The organism is Microcoleus sp. S36a_B3, from assembly GCF_036700745.1.
Classification (GTDB): Bacteria; Cyanobacteriota; Cyanobacteriia; order Cyanobacteriales; family Microcoleaceae; genus Microcoleus.
The window spans coordinates 31322-46830 of the sequence record NZ_JAUBPN010000029.1 but is presented as its reverse complement, the minus strand read 5'-3'; the positions used below and the strand labels follow the sequence as shown (position 1 = coordinate 46830).

Sequence of the window (15509 nt, the reverse complement as noted above, 5' to 3'; positions counted from 1 at the left end):
ATGATATAGTCCTACTTTTAAGAATCATATCAATTCCGGTTGCACTCATACATGACTGTTGACTGTTGACTGTTGACTGTTGACTGTTAAGAGGGCGGGCACGGGGGCATCGCCCCTACTGACTGTTGACTCGATTTTATTATTGCGATGCAACCGGAAACGATATCAGCTATTCCGAATCTCAAATCTCAAATCTCAAATCTCAAATCTTAAATGGTATTAATAGCCCGCTTGCACAAGTTTCTGACGGCGACTGTGGATGAAAAATCCCGATCGCACACAATATTTTGGTTGACTCTGAGCTTGACATTTGCCGCAGTTTATGGTTTTTTGGGTATGCAGCAAGCCTTCAGCGCCGAGTATGTGGTGCAAGACGATGCGAGGCAGCACGTTTTCTGGATGATGCGGTTTGTCGATCGACAATTGTTCCCCAACGATTTCATTGCTAACTACTTTCAATCAGTCGCCCCCGCCGGATACAGCACGCTCTACAAATTAGCAGCAACCATCGGCATTCACCCCCTATTATTGCACAAAATATTGCCGCTATTTCTCGGCTTAATCTCCACTTATTACTGTTTTGGACTTTGCCTAGAAATGCTGCCGGTGCCGCTGACTGGATTTATAGCATCTTTGCTGCTAAATCAGCATATGTGGATGACTGACGATTTAGCTTCCGCAACGCCCAGAGCTTTTATCTACCCGATATTTCTCGGTTTTTTATATTATTTATCCCGGAATTTGTTGCTGCCATGTTTGGGGGCTATCGCCCTAATCGGACTATTTTACCCTCCTTACGCCTTGGTTGCTGCCGGAATTTTAGTTTTGCGGCTGCTAGGCTGGGAAAACGGCCGTTTGCGCTTGTCGGGCGATCGCACAAATTACCTATTTTGCACTACAGGCTTGGGAATAATTTTTTTAGTAATGCTGCCCTATGTCTTAGATAAATCTGAATTTGGTCCGACTTATACCGCAGCCGAAGCCAAGAAAATGGGAGTATTTGCACCAGACGGCAGAAATGCTTTTTTTCGTCCCAATCCGGTAGATTATTGGCTGACTGGTAGGGGCAGCGGGATGTTTCCCAAGTCGCTGTTTACGCCTGTAACTCACTGTGTGGCGCTGTTATTTCCGCTGCTGCTGTTTTGGCGATCGGCCTTTCCCTTAGCGAGTCGCATTAGTAGCAAAATCTGGCTGTTACTTCAGCTATTTTTAGCATCATCGGCGATGTTTTTAGCGGCTCACGCTACCATTTTTAAGCTTTATCAACCTGGACGATATACTGCCTACAGCTTGCGATTTATTATCGTGTCGCTAACTGCGATCGTCCTAACGTTAATTATCGATGGAATCTGCCATTGGGCATCAAGAACCGAAACAACATTTCAATTCAAAAATTTAGTTGTACTAATTACCACAGCCATAATCCTTGCTGCCGTTGTTTTTTATCCCTGCTTTGTTCAAAAGTTTCCGATAGTCGGGTATATAGAAGGTAAAATGCCCAGTTTGTACAATTTTTTTCAGCAACAACCTAAAAATATCCTGATTGCTTCGATCGCCTCCGAAGCCGACAACATACCGACGTTTAGCCAGCGTTCTGTTTTGGTGGCAAAGGAATATTCAGTGCCGTATCAAAAAGGCTACTACAGCAGATTTCAGCAGCGAGTTAGCGATTTAATTCGCGCTCAATATACGGACGATCTGGCTGTTTTGCAAAACTTTATTAACAGCTATGGAATTGATTTTTGGATGCTCACTCGGAATGCTTTGACTCTGAAGTATGTAGAAGATTACGGCTGGATGGATGACTTTGATGGGACAGCGGAGGCGATGCTTGCTCTCAAACAAGGGAAAATTCCCGCACTAGCTCCAGCAATGACAAGTTGTGCTGTTTTTCAGAATGAAACTGTAGTAGTTTTGGAGGCATCTTGTATTGTGAAAATGACTAAAAATTGAGTTTGTAGGGTGCGCAATGCGCACCAGTTGACTTAGACACCGGTGCGCAGTGCACTACAAATTATTCAATTTTACAATCTCAAATCGAATTACTGCTGTGTAGGGGCAATCCCCCCTGCGGTTGTTGCTCCTGATGGGTGATATTACGGATATCCTGCAAATAAATAAGCTGCGAAATTAAAGGTGAATATAGATCCGGGGTCAGCTTAGTAGAGAATGAAAAGTATACAAAGACCCGATCGCACATTTATTTCTTCCACAAAAACATGGCAACAGTTTACGTCAACCCGCAAACAGGTAGCGATGGAGCCGCCGGCAGCCAATCGGCGCCCTTGAAAACGATCGCCCGCGCGATCGCCCGCGCTGCATCGGGAACAATTATTCAGCTAGCACCGGGAACTTACAGCGCAGCCAGCGGCGAAAAATTCCCCTTGGAAATTCCCTCTGGAGTCAAAGTTATCGGTAGCGAAACTAACAAAGGAAGCGGCACTCTGATTCAAGGAAGCGGCAAATTTGTCAGTCCCACCGCAGCCAGTCAAAATATCACAATATTGCTAGCAACCGATGCCGAATTGCGCGGTCTAACTGTCACTAATTTGGAGAGTCGCGGCACCGGAGTCTGGATTGAGTCAACTTCTCCCACAGTGGCTAACTGCACTTTCACGCTTTGCAAGCGCGAAGGTGTTTTTATCACAGGTTCGGCAAATCCTGCGATTCTAGACAACAGATTTGTACAAAACTCGGCGGCTGGCGTAATTGCGGCAGAAACTGCTAAAGGCGTACTGCGGCGCAATGTTTTTCAAAATACAGGTTTCGGCATTTCTCTGCAAGATAAATCTGCTCCTTTGATTGTTGATAACCAAATTTTAGAAAATCGCTCCGGTATTGTTTTATCGGGGGAATCTAAGCCGGTTGTGCGGAAGAATCGCATTGAAAAAAATACCGAAGACGGTTTGACTGCTGTGGGGAAATCGCTGCCAGATATCGGTACGGCTCAAGATTTGGGGGGCAATATTTTTCGGGATAACGGCGAATTTGACTTGCAAAACGCGACTGGGGTAAAGATTTCTGCCTTGGGAAATCAGCTCAATCCGGCGCGGGTGAAAGGTTTATTTGATTTGGGTAATGTAACGCCGACTCCGACACCATCTCCGACTCCCACTCCGACTCCTGGCGGCGTAAAATTTAGCGACACCAGCACCCACTGGGCTAAGGATTTTATCGATCGCCTCGCTAAGATAAATATTGTCAGCGGGTTTCCCAACGGCACTTTTAAACCTGACGAGAATTTAACTAGAGCTCAGTATGCGGCTTTGCTGGCGAAGGCGTTTGAGTTGGCACCGCGCCGTGAAGCGACGGCTTTTAAGGATGTAGCGGCGGATTTTTGGGCGTATGGGGCGATCGTCAAAGCGAATCGAGGTGGGTTTTTGGCTGGATATCCCGATCTCACCTTTCGCCCAGAGCAAAATTTGACCAGAGCTCAGGCGATCGTCTCTTTAGTAAACGGCTTGCAGTTGACTGGCGGCAATCCCAATTCTTTGAGCGTTTATGCCGATCGAGCATTGATTCCCAGTTTTGCCACCGACGCCACCGCCACCGCCACAGAGCGCAAAATCGTGGTCAACTATCCCGCCCGCGACAAGCTTTCCCCCGCCCGCGACATCACCCGCGGCGAGATATCCGCGCTGGTTTACCAAACCCTGGTAGCCACAAACCGGGCTGAGGCAATTAACTCTCCTTACATCGTCTAAGGCCATTGGGATTACCCGAATCCTCTGATGATTGTCGAACTCAACATTGCGAACCCTTTTTTAAAGGCTCGCAATGTACTAAAGTGAAAAGTTAAGAAATTAAGTAATCCTTAAGGTTCGACTGTGAAATTATGGCTAAAATTCAATTTTCCCGTGGTATTGACGAAGATGTGCTGCCAGAAGTTCGCCTAACCCGTTCTAAAAGCGGAGCTCAAGGTACGGCCACATTTATCTTTGCAAATCCCAAGGCTCTCAGCAGCACCAGTACCCAAGAGATTACTGGAATGTACATGATCGACGAAGAAGGCGAAATCATGACTCGCGAGGTTAATGCTAAGTTCGTAAATGGTCAGCCTGCGGGTTTAGAAGCTCTTTATCTGATGAGAAGTGCTGAAGAATGGGAGCGTTTTATGCGTTTCATGGAACGCTACTCCGCAGCAAACGGCTTAGCATTTAGCAAGGCATAATGGGTAGTTGGTGATTGGTAATTGGCAGAGCGCCAGTTGCCAGTTGCCGATTACTTAAGATACTAAACCATGACGCAAATTCCTCACCCAGATTTATCAAAAATAGTGGTAAATTGTGCGATCACTACTATTAGCGATACGCGCTCTGCTGACACAGATAATAGCGGCTTGTTAACTAAGAAGTTGCTAAAAGATGCGGGTCACTCTGTGGTAGCTTACACTGTTGTTAAAGATGATGCGGCCAAAATTGTATTGCAAATGCAGGCTTTTTCCCAGCGTGAAGATGTGGATGCAATCATTTTTAATGGCGGGACGGGCATCGCTCCCCGAGATACGACTTATGATGTGATGGAGAGTTTGCTCGACAGGATTTTACCGGGATTTGGGGAGATATTTCGGTTTTTGAGCTATCAAGAAATTGGTTCGAGGGCGATCGCCTCTCGCGCAGTTGCAGGCGTGTATCAAGGCAAGTTAGTCTTTTCTCTTCCCGGCTCTAGCAATGGTGTGAAACTAGCTGTGGAAAAGCTAATTTTACCAGAATTAGTTCACTTGGTGACGCAGTTGCGCGGAGGGTGATATCAATTCTGGTAACACCGGAATGATGGCGAGTGGGAGGTGATCCGTGGGGGAATGTGGAATTGCGCGACCTTGACTTGATCATTTCCATGCAACCGGAAACGATATGAGGTCGCTTTCTTCAATCTCTTCAATCTCTTCAAACTCTTCAATCTAAAATCTAAAATCTAAAATCGACTGATTGCATTCACCGCAAGAAACGGGTGGCTTTGAGCCGACTCTATGGCTAAAGTAAGGAAACATCAAAATTCCCTTGACTTAGATAGATGATTTCGATGCAGAATGCGAGTGTCTATGCTAGCGAAGATTATCACCGGATTGCTCGGGCGATCGCCTTTATGCGACAACACCACCTAAACCAGCCCAATCTGGCAACTGTGGCCCAGCACATAGGACTTAGTGAATATCATTTTCAACGGCTATTTACTCAATGGGCCGGCATTAGCCCCAAGCGGTTTTTGCAATATCTGACAGTTGAATATGCCAAGTCAAAAATCACTCAGACTAAAAGCCTTCTAGACCTAACATTGGACGTGAGACTATCGAGTCCCGGACGATTGCACGATTTATTTGTGAACTTGGAAGCAATGTCACCAGGGGAGTTCAAAGCAGGCGGAGCAGGTTTGCAAATTCGCTATGGTATTCATGATACCCCCTTTGGCACATCTCTAATTGCTACAACTGCCCGTGGTATTTGTAATCTTTATTTCTTGGATACAGCCGACGAACAAACTGCCGAAAAAACACTGCGATTAACATGGAAAAACGCTGAAATCATTCGCGATGAGCAAGCCACTCAATCATTGCGCGACCTGATTTTCAATTCAGAAACTTTCAGCGAGCAAAAACCCCTAACGCTGTTGGTAAAAGGCACTAACTTTCAGATTCAAGTTTGGCGAGCACTTTTGCAATTGCCCTTTGGTGCGATCGCCACCTATCAAACTATAGCTCAAATGGTAGCACGCCCAACTGCTGCTAGAGCTGTCGGAAATGCGATCGGTAAAAATCCGATCGGCTATCTAATTCCGTGTCACCGAGTCATTCGAGAATCTGGAGAAGTCGGTGGCTATGGCTGGGGAGTAGAGCGTAAAACAGTCATGTTAGGTTGGGAGGCTAGCCAGACAATCTCCGCAACCACCCTCGCAGGAATAGAGCGCTCTAACGGTGTCAATCACCCGCAGCAGACTACCTCCGCTCCTAACACATAACATCTGTGCGATCGCGCGCGGGAGTTGTCGTGCTGCGTCGCCTAAAAACTTTTAAGAACCTCCGACTTCAATCACTTCCCCCGGAGTAATGATATTCAACACGTTACGAGCATCTGGTATTAGAGGAAGTAAATCAGGAAGTCTGTTGCTCGATGCTACAAGAACAATAACGGCGACTCCAGCTTGCTGCAAGTTTTGCTGATAGCGCAAATTTTGATCGGTGGTGAGCAGAATGGTGAAGCCCTCTTGACTCATAAGCCGCAGCAATTCACCGTTCTTTTTTCCTGACCATCCCATCTCAACAACTGTGGGTATCTCATAATCAGCAAATTCACGCTTTAAAGGGCGCGGGGCACGTTCATCAAGCAGGATTCGCATAGGCACTCAGCATTTCCTTTGCTAATTCAAGGGCTGCGATTGTCTGTTCCCGACTGACACTAGGGAAATGATCTAGAAATACATCTAATGAATCACCAGCCTCAAGATAATCAAGTAGGGTTTTCATTGGCACACGAGTCCCAACAAAAACAGGAGTTCCCCCCAGAATATCGGGGTCGCTATGAATAACACGGGATGTTAATGTCATAACAAATTTAGCCAACGGGCTACCAGCTTTTACAACAATTGTATCCCAAAGTCATTTGATTTTCGTGAGCAGAATGCCAAACCAAACGATCGCTAGCATCCATTTCATCTAAAACTACAATTTTTAGCAGTTTAGGCTGGGAAGCTAGCCATACAATCTGCGATCTATCGGGATAGCATTACTATTTTTGCTACTTGCCTTCGCAATAGATCGCAGATAAATTTCAGGGTGCAAGGTCGATCGATATACACTAGAAAGATTGTGTATCGCCTGTTTTTCAATGACGCTGCCTACCGGATCTCGTTCTCCTGCTCTGTTCCAAACCCTTTCGCTGGTAGCTGACCCGATCGCATTTTTCGATCGCTCCTGGGCCAAATACGGCGATACATTTACCGCCCGCGTGTTGGGGCCCTCTTCGCCCCCCGTGGTGTTTCTGGGCCGTCCAGAAGCGATTCAGGCGGTGTTTACGACGTTAGCCGATGCCTTTGAGTTTGGCAAAGTGACCAACATATTTCGCCCCCTGGTGGGAAATGAATCCCTAATTATGAATGAAGGGGCGCGACATCTGCGACAGCGACAGCTATTAATGCCTGCGCTGCATCGGGAACAGTTGCACAGTCAAGGGCATTTGATTGTTGATTTGACGAAAAAGCACACGATCGACTGGAAAGCCCCAGATGCGATCGCAGTCCGCGAAGAAATGTTAGAAATTTCGCTGGAAGTAATCTTGCAAGTCGTGTTTGGATTAGTGCCGGGAGAGCGCTACGAACGCCTGAAACAATTGCTCAGCAACCTTTTAGAGGCGATTACCTCTGAACTGTACTCGATACAATTTTTCTTTGAACCGTTGCAGCAAAATTTGGGATCTTGGAGTCCGTGGGGGCAGTTTTTGCAGCAGATGGCGCAGATTGACTCGCTGATTTATGCGGAAATTGCCGAGAGGCGATCGCATTCTCTCGATTCGTCTCGCACGGATATTCTGTCGGTGTTGATGATGGCCCGCGACGACAGCGGCGAATCCCTCGGCGATCGAGAATTGCGCGATCAGTTGATGACGCTGTTGTTATTGGGACATGAAACGACTGGATCGGCGTTGACTTGGGCGTTTTACTGGCTGCATCAGTTTCCCGAATGCCTTGCTAGGTTGCGGCAGGAATTGGATGAATTGGGCGAGAATCCCGATCCGATCGCGCTTTCGCAGTCGCCCTACTTAACAGCAGTCTGCAAGGAAGCGCTGCGGGTTTATCCAATTGCCTTAATTTCGCAGCCGCGCAAGGTGAAACGGACGATCGAACTCGAAGGCTATACATATCAACCGGGAACGATTTTAATCCCCTCTGTCTATTTGGCGCACCGTCGCCCTGAAACCTACGAAAATCCCGCCCGGTTCAACCCCGATCGCTTTTTAGAGCACAAGTTTTCCGCCTCTGAATTTTTACCGTTTGGAGGCGGGAGTCGAAGCTGCATCGGGATGGCGTTATCGATGTTGGAAATGAAGCTCGTTTTAGCAACGGTGCTGTCTTCCCGTGAGTTTGTATCGAATCTCGATCGGCCAATTCGTCCAGTGCGCCGGGGAATCACCTTTGTGCCACCCGATCGGTTTCGATTAACGGTTGTGGGCGATCGGCGTTAGATTCATTGCAGTAAAACGCCGTGTGAAGCAAGATATGTTATTCGATGAAAATCCCAGCAACTTTGTCTCCATTCATAGTCATGTGTGCCACAAATTCATCTCCACCATCTTCAAAACTCAGCTTCCACAAATAAATCGGAGAATTACCTTGTTTTATCTCACCAAAATAATTAATTGAGTATCCCTTTTGCAGGCGGGAAGCAAGCAGCTCGCTAACATCGTCGAACATTTTTTGTGTAATGCTCGTTTTGTAGCCTGCATCGCCCACTGTGGTAAAAAGCTCGTAATTTTTCGATGCAGTGGCATCCAAAATAACCTGTAAACAATCGATGACATTTTGAGAGGGGGCTGTCGAGTTCATGATGATGTCCTTCTTTTAAAGTGCTATCAAAATCTTCTAGCTCAGACTGCTGTCTAACGGTAAAGATGAGCGGCAGCAGATAACCCTAGGGATGTGCAAAAAGGGTTTTCAACTGTCCGCTCCATCGTGTTGTTAGACCGCGCCCTAGTGGTAAGCTTACGACTTCTTCCACTTTGAGAAATTGAGTGAGCAATGCTCACCCGAAATTTCTAGCGAAAGATTCTGGTTCAACAGGCATCACGTCCACAGCTAGTGCTTGTGCTTGGACTGGAATGACTTTGACTCCTCTGAGTTCTCTCCCGAAAATTTTCTGCGGTTTCACCCGGTAAAGGTTGAGAACCTTCTGGATTCGCAACATCAGACTCAAACAAAGCCCCTGCAAAATCAGCTATATCTTTGACTGCACCACCTATTGTGTCTACGGCTAGATCTATAGCCGTATCAACCACACGGTCTAAAGTTTGGGTTTCTGCTAGTACGGGTGAATGTACTGTGAGCGGCACAGCCATAGCAGCTTTTTCTAGAGAAGAAATTGCTGTACAAAAAATCAATACGCAAGCAATCAGGCCAAAAAATGTTTTGCGAAGCATGAGCAGCCAGTCTATGAACCTCTTTTCAGAATTCAAAATTTTTCCTCCATAGATAAAACATTTCAAGACTAGAGCGTTACCGAATCGCCAGATTTAAACAACAAACACCCCAGACTGCTTCTAGCTGAGAATGTGCTGCTACATATCAGTACATTCTCGATAGCTTGATTCCGGAAATAAATTGAGTACTGACAGATAACCTTACGGCTATGTCACACAGATAACCTAGCGGTCTAACTATTAATTGTACCGCAGTTGCGGTATAATAGACTTAAAAGTTTTATTATACCGCCAACATTTTTAAAACATCAAACCGGACTATTTACTGCTTCAGCAACAATAGTCCGGTGTCGGACTGTATTGCAAGTAATCGTCGGTGCAGCAAAACCGGAATCTACCAAAGCTTGCTCAATATCCAACCCAAAATACTGATCCAAATAAGGCTCCGTACTCTTGAGCAAAGTCAAAATATAAGGAGGCATTTTGGCATAAACTTCCGACTGAGGATTCATATCCATAATTGTCAAATGTCCGCCAACACGTAGCAAACGCCTCGCTTCCCGGAACACTTCTCTAGTAGCTTTCTGCGGCAATTCGTGACAAACTAAACAAATAGAAACTAAATCAAAAGCAGCCGCAGGCAAACCAGTAGATTCAGCAGCAGCGTGAACCCAAGTCGGAGATTTTTGATTTAAAGATTGGGATTCTCGCTGTTGGGAACGGTATTTAGCAACTGCTAAAAAATAAGGCGACAATTCCACCCCAGTCATCTTCGCTTCCGGGTAAACCTCGCCAAGTGCAAAGGTACTCATTCCCACACTGCATCCCAAATCAACAATATCCTGTGGTGAAGAAGCAATCTGAGATTTGATGACTTCGTGATAGCTGGCGCGGAGTTTTGCATCGCCTTCTGCACCCGCTTCCGGCCAAATTCCTGCGTGAACAGTACGGGCGGCAACTTCAACTTCTGTAGCAGCTTCCCAACTCATATTACCTTTTTCGTAAGCGTGAAATGAAGTTAGATAATATTTCGGGTAAACCAGATCTGGATTTTGGACGCTGAGCAATTCTGCATCCCAATTTCGAGCTAAAAGTGCTTGGGCTTCTTGTCGCCAATGCACTCCGATTTTTTCTGCTCTTGTTATCATCATTTCCCGCGCTTGGTGCTTGGCTAGATTAGCCAAAGGTTTGATGGAAAGGACGCCATTTACTAAACGCGAAGCTAATCCTGGAGTTTTGTTAATTGCAACCGTCATATTTTATGTGTTTCTATTTTGCGCCATCTATTTTAACACAGTGCGAGGATTTTGAGTTGTTCGATATAATGAAACTTAACTTGGTGAGGGCGAGTGAAATGCAAATGTTTTGGGGGAAAGACTTTTTTTAATGAACCGCAGAGGGCGCAGAGAACGCAGAGGAAGAAAAGAGAGAAAAGATAAGAGTAGGGCAAAAGTGGCTCGGCTGGTATAATATTTATTTGTGCTTGCCTACTTAGTTCTGGGGAATTCATCTGGAATCTGGAATCGGATTTGCCGAAGTTGGAGTATTTGGAAGAACACTTTAAATCTGGCTATTAAGGAGTTTGTGATGAGCAAATCTATTGTGGAATTGGTTGACAATTTGCCGTCTGGTGGCGTCACTGTGAAGATGTTAAAATCTCTCGATTTTGTGGTTCCGGGAGAGTGGAACAATCTGACGGGTTTTGATAATACTATTGAAGCGGTGACAGGGGAAACAAAGCGCAAATTAGTGGGGAAAATTCGCGATCGCGCGATCGAGCTTTACGCCAACCCCAACGAGCCATATCAAGGCGTAGTCAGGCTTTACCAGTTAGCAGACAGCGCCGACAGTGCGTTAGGTGCAACGGCTATGGCGAATAAAATCGGCGAAAACATCGGCTTTCTTTCCTTTCTCAACCGCCTCACTCCCAAAGCTGACACAACTCAAACGATCGACTTGTGCGTCAAAGTGGCGATCGAGCTAATTGCCTACTGCAAACTTAACAATATTTCCCTTGACAATGTGGGAAGCTTTGGTAATTATTTATCCCATTACAAAGGCGAATCTCTGATGCGGATGGCTGCTTTAGTTTGTGCTGACGGTTTAATTCCCCTTGGCCCGGACTTCATTAGAGTAGCACAAAATACCATAGGCGGATTGAATCCTTCAACCTTGCAGCAAAACTCAACATTCCAAAATATCAGCAACCTAATTCCCGGCGCAAATAATTCACAAAAGTTCGGATTCGTGACAACAACTTTCGCTTCAGCCCAAGGTTGGATGAACAATTTAGTACAGTCTCGCGGCTTAACTCCGGCCATAGTTTTAGGCCATCTCAAGCAATATATTGATGTTGCCGATGACAAATTGGATTATGTCGCCGCGTTTTTAGACATGACTACCAATTATTACGAACATACGGGAATTCAGACGGTTGCTCGCCGATTGATCGATCGAGCTTATGCTGAAATAGCCTCTGGCAGATCCTAGAAAATTCGTTCTCAGGTGAGGGAACAGAGGAAGGCAGAGCATGGTAACGAGGGAACTTGTTAGGTTCGCTTTTGCCATGCTGTTGAGTCTCTGCGACCATGAAAAATGGCGGTCACTATCACTCGGCTTGATACAATGCGATAATACACAGCATAGGGAAAGCGACGCACCACCGATCGCCGAACATCGCGATAGACAACTGGATAGGACTCCGGCATCTGGCAAATTCGATCGAGCATTTCGTCAATACAGTCTAAAAACTCGTCACCAAGTCCTAGTTGCTGACTTTCATACCAAGTGTATGCTTCATCAACTTCTTCACGAACTTCTGGACGGAATACTAACGCATAATTCATAGTTTATTTTCGTGCTTTGACTGAAGCTTTAACTTCTTCCCAAGTCAGCACATTATCAGGATTTGCTTCAGAATCATCAATTCGGCGATCGAGTTCCTGCTTTTGAAAGTCTGTCAGGTCTGGGTGAACCTGTTCTGCCGCTATACTCTCTAAGATTGCTTGTACAAGACGAATCCGATCTTGAACACTGAGGGCGACGATCTGATTTAAAGTGCCTTTGAAATCCATAAATTTAAGTTAAGCGCCAAGGACTTAGTAGATTATTATAACTCAAAACCAACATCGAGGCAGAGCCTCGGGATATGCGTTCCCAGGCAGAGTCTGGGAGCGAGGGAATAAATATCGCAATGTGAGTTAAAATAAGCAGATTATGTTTAGCAAACCTCTTTTAATCGCATTGTGAAAAACAAATCGCTCCCTTCATCCGTAACAGTCAAGCTCGGCAAATTTGTCTGGACATCAATGTGGCAATTAATGATGTCAAAACTAGCGCCGCCCGATCGCACCGGAGCATACATTCGCCCCAGCAGCAGTTTCCGCAACTTTGTCAGCACTGCACCAGACAACCCTCACGGGCCCGCTGCGGGACGGTATCGCCTCTTCGTGGGTACGGGATGCCCTTGGGCGCACCGCACTCTGGTGACGAGAGCGCTCAAAGGGCTGGAAGATACGATATCCGTATCTGTTGTCTATCCCTCGGAAGGGGGAATGTGGGTGATGGAGTCGGAGACTTTTGGCTGCAACACGATGCCGGAAATTTACCAGTTGGCTTTACCGGGCTATCAGGGGCGGTGTACGGTGCCGGTGCTGTGGGATGACTCGAAAAAGGCGATCGTCAATAACGAGAGTTCGGAAATTATTGTGATGCTAAACTCGGAGTTTAACGAGTTTGCTGGCAATCCTCAAATGGATCTTTATCCTCTGGATTTGCGAGAACAAATTGACGAGTGGAATGAGAAGATTTACCAATCGGTGAATAACGGCGTTTATCGCTGCGGTTTCGCGCAATCTCAGGCTGCTTATGACTCGGCTTGCAGTGAATTGTTTGCTGTTTTAGACGAGATCGATCGATCGCTCTTGAGGAGTCGTTATCTTTGTGGCGATCGGGTGACATTAGCAGACGTGCGGCTTTTTACTACTCTATTCCGTTTTGATGCAGTTTACTACAGCTTGTTCAAATGCAATGTGCGCCGCATTCAAGATTACGAGCATTTGGGAGCTTATCTGCGCGATTTGTACCAGTTACCGGGAGTTGCGGGCACTTGCGATTTGGAGGCTGTGAAGCGCGATTATTACGGCAATTTGTTCCCGCTGAATCCCGGCTGCATTATCCCCGCTGGGCCCGATGTGGGGATTTTGCTCAAAGCTCACGATCGCGCCGGGCTCAGAAACCGGGTTTCTTAACAAAATCGGGCGTGAAGATGCCAGAATAATCGCAGAAACCCGGTTTCTAGGATGCTTGGGCAGAAACTCAAAAACTGGGTCGATCTCGTTCCCAGGCTCTGCCTGGTAACGCATATCCAGAGGCTCTGCCTCGCCTTAACCCTCTAACAAACCCTCCATTCTCTCCTTTACTCAAACCTCACGATCGACAAAATATTGATGTTATTTTGAAGTGAGCTTAATCAATATTCAAAATCAAATCATGTCTGGCGATCGCCCTTTTATCTCAAAAGGTGATCGAACTTATATACAAAAATCAAAACAAGGAATTGGCAATGTTAGAAACTGAGGGCGATCGGAGAGCACAGCAACGCATTGAACAGGCGTGACAAGAGGGAGCAATAACACTCGATCTTAGCGGTCTGGAACTGAGGGAACTGTCAGAGGCGATCGCATCCCTCACCCAGTTGCAATGGCTTGACCTCTCCTACAACCAACTGAGGGAACTGCCAGAGGCGATCGCATCCCTCTCCGAGTTGCAAGTGCTTTACCTCCTAAACAACCAACTAAAATGGTTGACACCATAATTGCTGTGGCTCTTGATTTAATTAATCCGAAACATCTCAAAAACTGGTTTACTAATTGCTGCTACTGTACCTCATAACATCCAGAAGTGCTGTATGTCGCCACATTTTTGGATATGACTACCAATTATTACGAACATACGGGAATTCAGACGGTTGCTCGCCAATTGATCGATCGAGCCTACGCTGAAACATTATTCGCCAGAATGTAACCTCCTGCAATAAATACAATGCGAGGAGCTCTTTCATGCACCTCGCATTCCCAAGATTGCTGATTTTCTTCTGCTTAGTCTCAAGCCGACGCGCATCTTTCTAGATGAAACTGCTAGACACAAGCACAGTCAAAAACCGGTTTTTTTACAAAAATTCACAGCTTATAGTCGCAAAATAACATAAAAAACCCGGTTTTTTTGCCTCAAAGCGACTTACTTTGTCGCAAAAAATACCTTACCTGTGAAGTCACCTAAAAAACGCGAGTAAAGTTCAAAAATTAAGCAAAAACAACAGTGCGATTGCCATAAACCAAAACACGATTTTGTAAATGATATCGCACCGCCCTTGCCAAAACAACTCTTTCTAAATCTTTACCTTTGCGAACTAAATCCGACACTGCATCGCGATGACTCACGCGCACAACATCTTGCTCAATAATTGGGCCAGCATCTAGATCCGGCGTAACATAATGAGCTGTTGCACCAATGATTTTTACCCCTCTTTCATAAGCCCTTTCATAGGGATTTGCCCCTATAAATGCTGGCAAAAATGAATGGTGAATATTAATCACGTTGGGAAATTTTATCATAAAATTTTGACTTAGAATTTGCATATACTTCGCCAAAACTACTAAATCTATGTTATAAGTTTTAAGAACTTCCAACTGTCGTACTTCTTGAATAGCTTTATTATCTTTAGTGATGGGAATATACTCAAAATCTATACCGTATTGTGCAGCAATAGGTTTTAATTTTTCATGATTACTGATGATCAGCGGAATTTCACCCCAGATTTCTTGAGAGCGCTGCCGCCAAATCAAGTCTAACAAACAATGATCTTGACGACTTACCCAGATCGCAATCCGTCTAACCTTTGAGGAGAAATGTAATTGCCAATTTGCTTGTAAATCCTGAGCAATTTCACTAAAAGCTGGTGTAATTTCTTCGGTTTTTAAGTCGAAATCGTCTAATTGCCATTCCAGACGACTTAAAAACAATCCGGCGGTAAAATCAGTATGGTGATCCGCATGAATAATATTGCCATTATGGGAAGCGATAAAATTAGCAAGTAAGGCGACAAGTCCTTTGCGATCGGGACAGGAAATTAAAAGGGTTGCAGTAGCGCTAGTCATGGTATAATAGCAGTTTAAAGTTTACAGCTTACAGTTTACAGTATACGAGAATTACCTCGTTCCCAGGCTCTGCCTGGTAACGCAGATCCAGAGGCTCCGCCTCGTCTTGATTACCTCGTTTACCTCGTTCCCAGGCTCTGCCTGGTAACGCAGATCCAGAGGCTCCGCCTCGTCTTAACCCTTTACCTAGTTTTACCTAGTTTTACCTAGTTTTACCTAGTTTTAC

Annotated in this window: 17 protein-coding genes; 9 read left to right on the top strand and 8 right to left on the bottom strand. The window is 45.7% G+C overall.

All coding sequences use genetic code 11. The features are described from left to right. Nucleotides 1-213 precede the first annotated feature (213 nt). The 5 genes from QUA01_RS23115 to QUA01_RS23095 all read left to right on the top strand — a co-directional run bounded on the left by QUA01_RS23115 (nucleotide 214) and on the right by QUA01_RS23095 (nucleotide 5955). Nucleotides 214-1953 (top strand): hypothetical protein, encoded by a 1740-nt coding sequence (locus QUA01_RS23115; protein ID WP_333092858.1) that lies wholly within the window; start codon nucleotides 214-216, stop codon nucleotides 1951-1953. Nucleotides 1954-2219: 266 nt separating this feature from the next. Next, on the top strand, nucleotides 2220-3704 hold the full coding sequence (locus QUA01_RS23110) for a DUF1565 domain-containing protein (protein ID WP_333092859.1): 1485 nt from the start codon (nucleotides 2220-2222) through the stop codon (nucleotides 3702-3704). Between the two features lie 131 nt (nucleotides 3705-3835). Then, the gene (gene psb28, locus QUA01_RS23105) at nucleotides 3836-4171 is read left to right on the top strand and encodes a photosystem II reaction center protein Psb28 (RefSeq protein WP_333092860.1); all 336 of its coding nucleotides are present in this window, start codon (nucleotides 3836-3838) and stop codon (nucleotides 4169-4171) included. 69 nt (nucleotides 4172-4240) lie between these two features. Next, nucleotides 4241-4747, top strand: a complete 507-nt coding sequence (locus QUA01_RS23100; RefSeq protein ID WP_194066283.1) for a MogA/MoaB family molybdenum cofactor biosynthesis protein — start codon at nucleotides 4241-4243, stop codon at nucleotides 4745-4747. 275 nt (nucleotides 4748-5022) lie between these two features. After that, entirely contained in the window at nucleotides 5023-5955 is a 933-nt protein-coding gene (locus QUA01_RS23095) for a bifunctional helix-turn-helix domain-containing protein/methylated-DNA--[protein]-cysteine S-methyltransferase (protein ID WP_333092861.1), read from the top strand. Between the two features lie 51 nt (nucleotides 5956-6006). On the opposite strand, the gene QUA01_RS23090 is transcribed toward QUA01_RS23095, so the two are convergent. Both QUA01_RS23090 and QUA01_RS23085 read right to left on the bottom strand, forming a co-directional pair. Continuing rightward, nucleotides 6007-6333, bottom strand: a complete 327-nt coding sequence (locus QUA01_RS23090) for a hypothetical protein (protein ID WP_333092892.1) — start codon at nucleotides 6331-6333, stop codon at nucleotides 6007-6009. Beyond that, the gene (locus QUA01_RS23085; RefSeq protein ID WP_333092862.1) at nucleotides 6317-6541 is read right to left on the bottom strand and encodes a DUF433 domain-containing protein; all 225 of its coding nucleotides are present in this window, start codon (nucleotides 6539-6541) and stop codon (nucleotides 6317-6319) included. The genes QUA01_RS23090 and QUA01_RS23085 overlap by 17 nt, the downstream gene beginning before the upstream one ends. A 280-nt stretch (nucleotides 6542-6821) precedes the next feature. Here QUA01_RS23085 and QUA01_RS23080 point away from each other — a divergent pair, with 280 nt between their 5' ends. Then, complete coding sequence (locus tag QUA01_RS23080; RefSeq protein ID WP_333092863.1) at nucleotides 6822-8174, top strand: cytochrome P450; 1353 nt, start codon at nucleotides 6822-6824, stop codon at nucleotides 8172-8174. A gap of 37 nt (nucleotides 8175-8211) precedes the next feature. On the opposite strand, the gene QUA01_RS23075 is transcribed toward QUA01_RS23080, so the two are convergent. The 3 genes from QUA01_RS23075 to QUA01_RS23065 form a co-directional block, all read right to left on the bottom strand. Further along, nucleotides 8212-8535 (bottom strand): hypothetical protein, encoded by a 324-nt coding sequence (locus QUA01_RS23075; protein WP_333092864.1) that lies wholly within the window; start codon nucleotides 8533-8535, stop codon nucleotides 8212-8214. 227 nt (nucleotides 8536-8762) lie between these two features. Beyond that, nucleotides 8763-9161 (bottom strand): hypothetical protein, encoded by a 399-nt coding sequence (locus QUA01_RS23070; RefSeq protein WP_333092865.1) that lies wholly within the window; start codon nucleotides 9159-9161, stop codon nucleotides 8763-8765. Nucleotides 9162-9433: 272 nt separating this feature from the next. Continuing rightward, complete coding sequence (locus QUA01_RS23065; protein WP_333092866.1) at nucleotides 9434-10381, bottom strand: class I SAM-dependent methyltransferase; 948 nt, start codon at nucleotides 10379-10381, stop codon at nucleotides 9434-9436. 331 nt (nucleotides 10382-10712) lie between these two features. On the opposite strand from QUA01_RS23065, the gene QUA01_RS23060 reads away from it, so the two are divergent. Then, the gene (locus tag QUA01_RS23060) at nucleotides 10713-11615 is read left to right on the top strand and encodes a hypothetical protein (protein WP_333092867.1); all 903 of its coding nucleotides are present in this window, start codon (nucleotides 10713-10715) and stop codon (nucleotides 11613-11615) included. A gap of 59 nt (nucleotides 11616-11674) precedes the next feature. Here the strand turns inward: QUA01_RS23060 and QUA01_RS23055 are convergent, their stop codons facing one another. Both QUA01_RS23055 and QUA01_RS23050 read right to left on the bottom strand, forming a co-directional pair. Further along, the gene (locus QUA01_RS23055; protein ID WP_333092868.1) at nucleotides 11675-11971 is read right to left on the bottom strand and encodes a type II toxin-antitoxin system RelE/ParE family toxin; all 297 of its coding nucleotides are present in this window, start codon (nucleotides 11969-11971) and stop codon (nucleotides 11675-11677) included. Nucleotides 11972-11974: 3 nt separating this feature from the next. Then, on the bottom strand, nucleotides 11975-12199 hold the full coding sequence (locus tag QUA01_RS23050) for an addiction module protein (protein ID WP_333092869.1): 225 nt from the start codon (nucleotides 12197-12199) through the stop codon (nucleotides 11975-11977). Between the two features lie 234 nt (nucleotides 12200-12433). On the opposite strand from QUA01_RS23050, the gene QUA01_RS23045 reads away from it, so the two are divergent. Further along, complete coding sequence (locus QUA01_RS23045) at nucleotides 12434-13375, top strand: glutathione S-transferase family protein (RefSeq protein WP_333092870.1); 942 nt, start codon at nucleotides 12434-12436, stop codon at nucleotides 13373-13375. A 380-nt stretch (nucleotides 13376-13755) separates the two neighbouring features. Then, entirely contained in the window at nucleotides 13756-13941 is a 186-nt protein-coding gene (locus QUA01_RS27525; protein ID WP_442921610.1) for a leucine-rich repeat domain-containing protein, read from the top strand. A gap of 487 nt (nucleotides 13942-14428) precedes the next feature. On the opposite strand, the gene purU is transcribed toward QUA01_RS27525, so the two are convergent. Then, the gene (gene purU, locus QUA01_RS23040) at nucleotides 14429-15283 is read right to left on the bottom strand and encodes a formyltetrahydrofolate deformylase (protein ID WP_333092871.1); all 855 of its coding nucleotides are present in this window, start codon (nucleotides 15281-15283) and stop codon (nucleotides 14429-14431) included. Nucleotides 15284-15509 lie beyond the last annotated feature (226 nt).

Coding starts and splice junctions, on each gene's coding strand:
- QUA01_RS23095 (WP_333092861.1), top strand. CDS start 5,023: ATGCAGAATGCGAGTGTCTATGCTAGCGAAGATTATCACCGGATTGCT.
- QUA01_RS23085 (WP_333092862.1), bottom strand. CDS start 6,541: ATGACATTAACATCCCGTGTTATTCATAGCGACCCCGATATTCTGGGG.
- QUA01_RS23050 (WP_333092869.1), bottom strand. CDS start 12,199: ATGGATTTCAAAGGCACTTTAAATCAGATCGTCGCCCTCAGTGTTCAA.
- QUA01_RS23045 (WP_333092870.1), top strand. CDS start 12,434: ATGTGGCAATTAATGATGTCAAAACTAGCGCCGCCCGATCGCACCGGA.
- psb28 (WP_333092860.1), top strand. CDS start 3,836: ATGGCTAAAATTCAATTTTCCCGTGGTATTGACGAAGATGTGCTGCCA.
- QUA01_RS23065 (WP_333092866.1), bottom strand. CDS start 10,381: ATGACGGTTGCAATTAACAAAACTCCAGGATTAGCTTCGCGTTTAGTA.
- QUA01_RS23055 (WP_333092868.1), bottom strand. CDS start 11,971: ATGAATTATGCGTTAGTATTCCGTCCAGAAGTTCGTGAAGAAGTTGAT.
- QUA01_RS23090 (WP_333092892.1), bottom strand. CDS start 6,333: ATGCGAATCCTGCTTGATGAACGTGCCCCGCGCCCTTTAAAGCGTGAA.
- purU (WP_333092871.1), bottom strand. CDS start 15,283: ATGACTAGCGCTACTGCAACCCTTTTAATTTCCTGTCCCGATCGCAAA.
- QUA01_RS23075 (WP_333092864.1), bottom strand. CDS start 8,535: ATGAACTCGACAGCCCCCTCTCAAAATGTCATCGATTGTTTACAGGTT.
- QUA01_RS23080 (WP_333092863.1), top strand. CDS start 6,822: ATGACGCTGCCTACCGGATCTCGTTCTCCTGCTCTGTTCCAAACCCTT.
- QUA01_RS23110 (WP_333092859.1), top strand. CDS start 2,220: ATGGCAACAGTTTACGTCAACCCGCAAACAGGTAGCGATGGAGCCGCC.
- QUA01_RS23060 (WP_333092867.1), top strand. CDS start 10,713: ATGAGCAAATCTATTGTGGAATTGGTTGACAATTTGCCGTCTGGTGGC.
- QUA01_RS23115 (WP_333092858.1), top strand. CDS start 214: ATGGTATTAATAGCCCGCTTGCACAAGTTTCTGACGGCGACTGTGGAT.
- QUA01_RS23100 (WP_194066283.1), top strand. CDS start 4,241: ATGACGCAAATTCCTCACCCAGATTTATCAAAAATAGTGGTAAATTGT.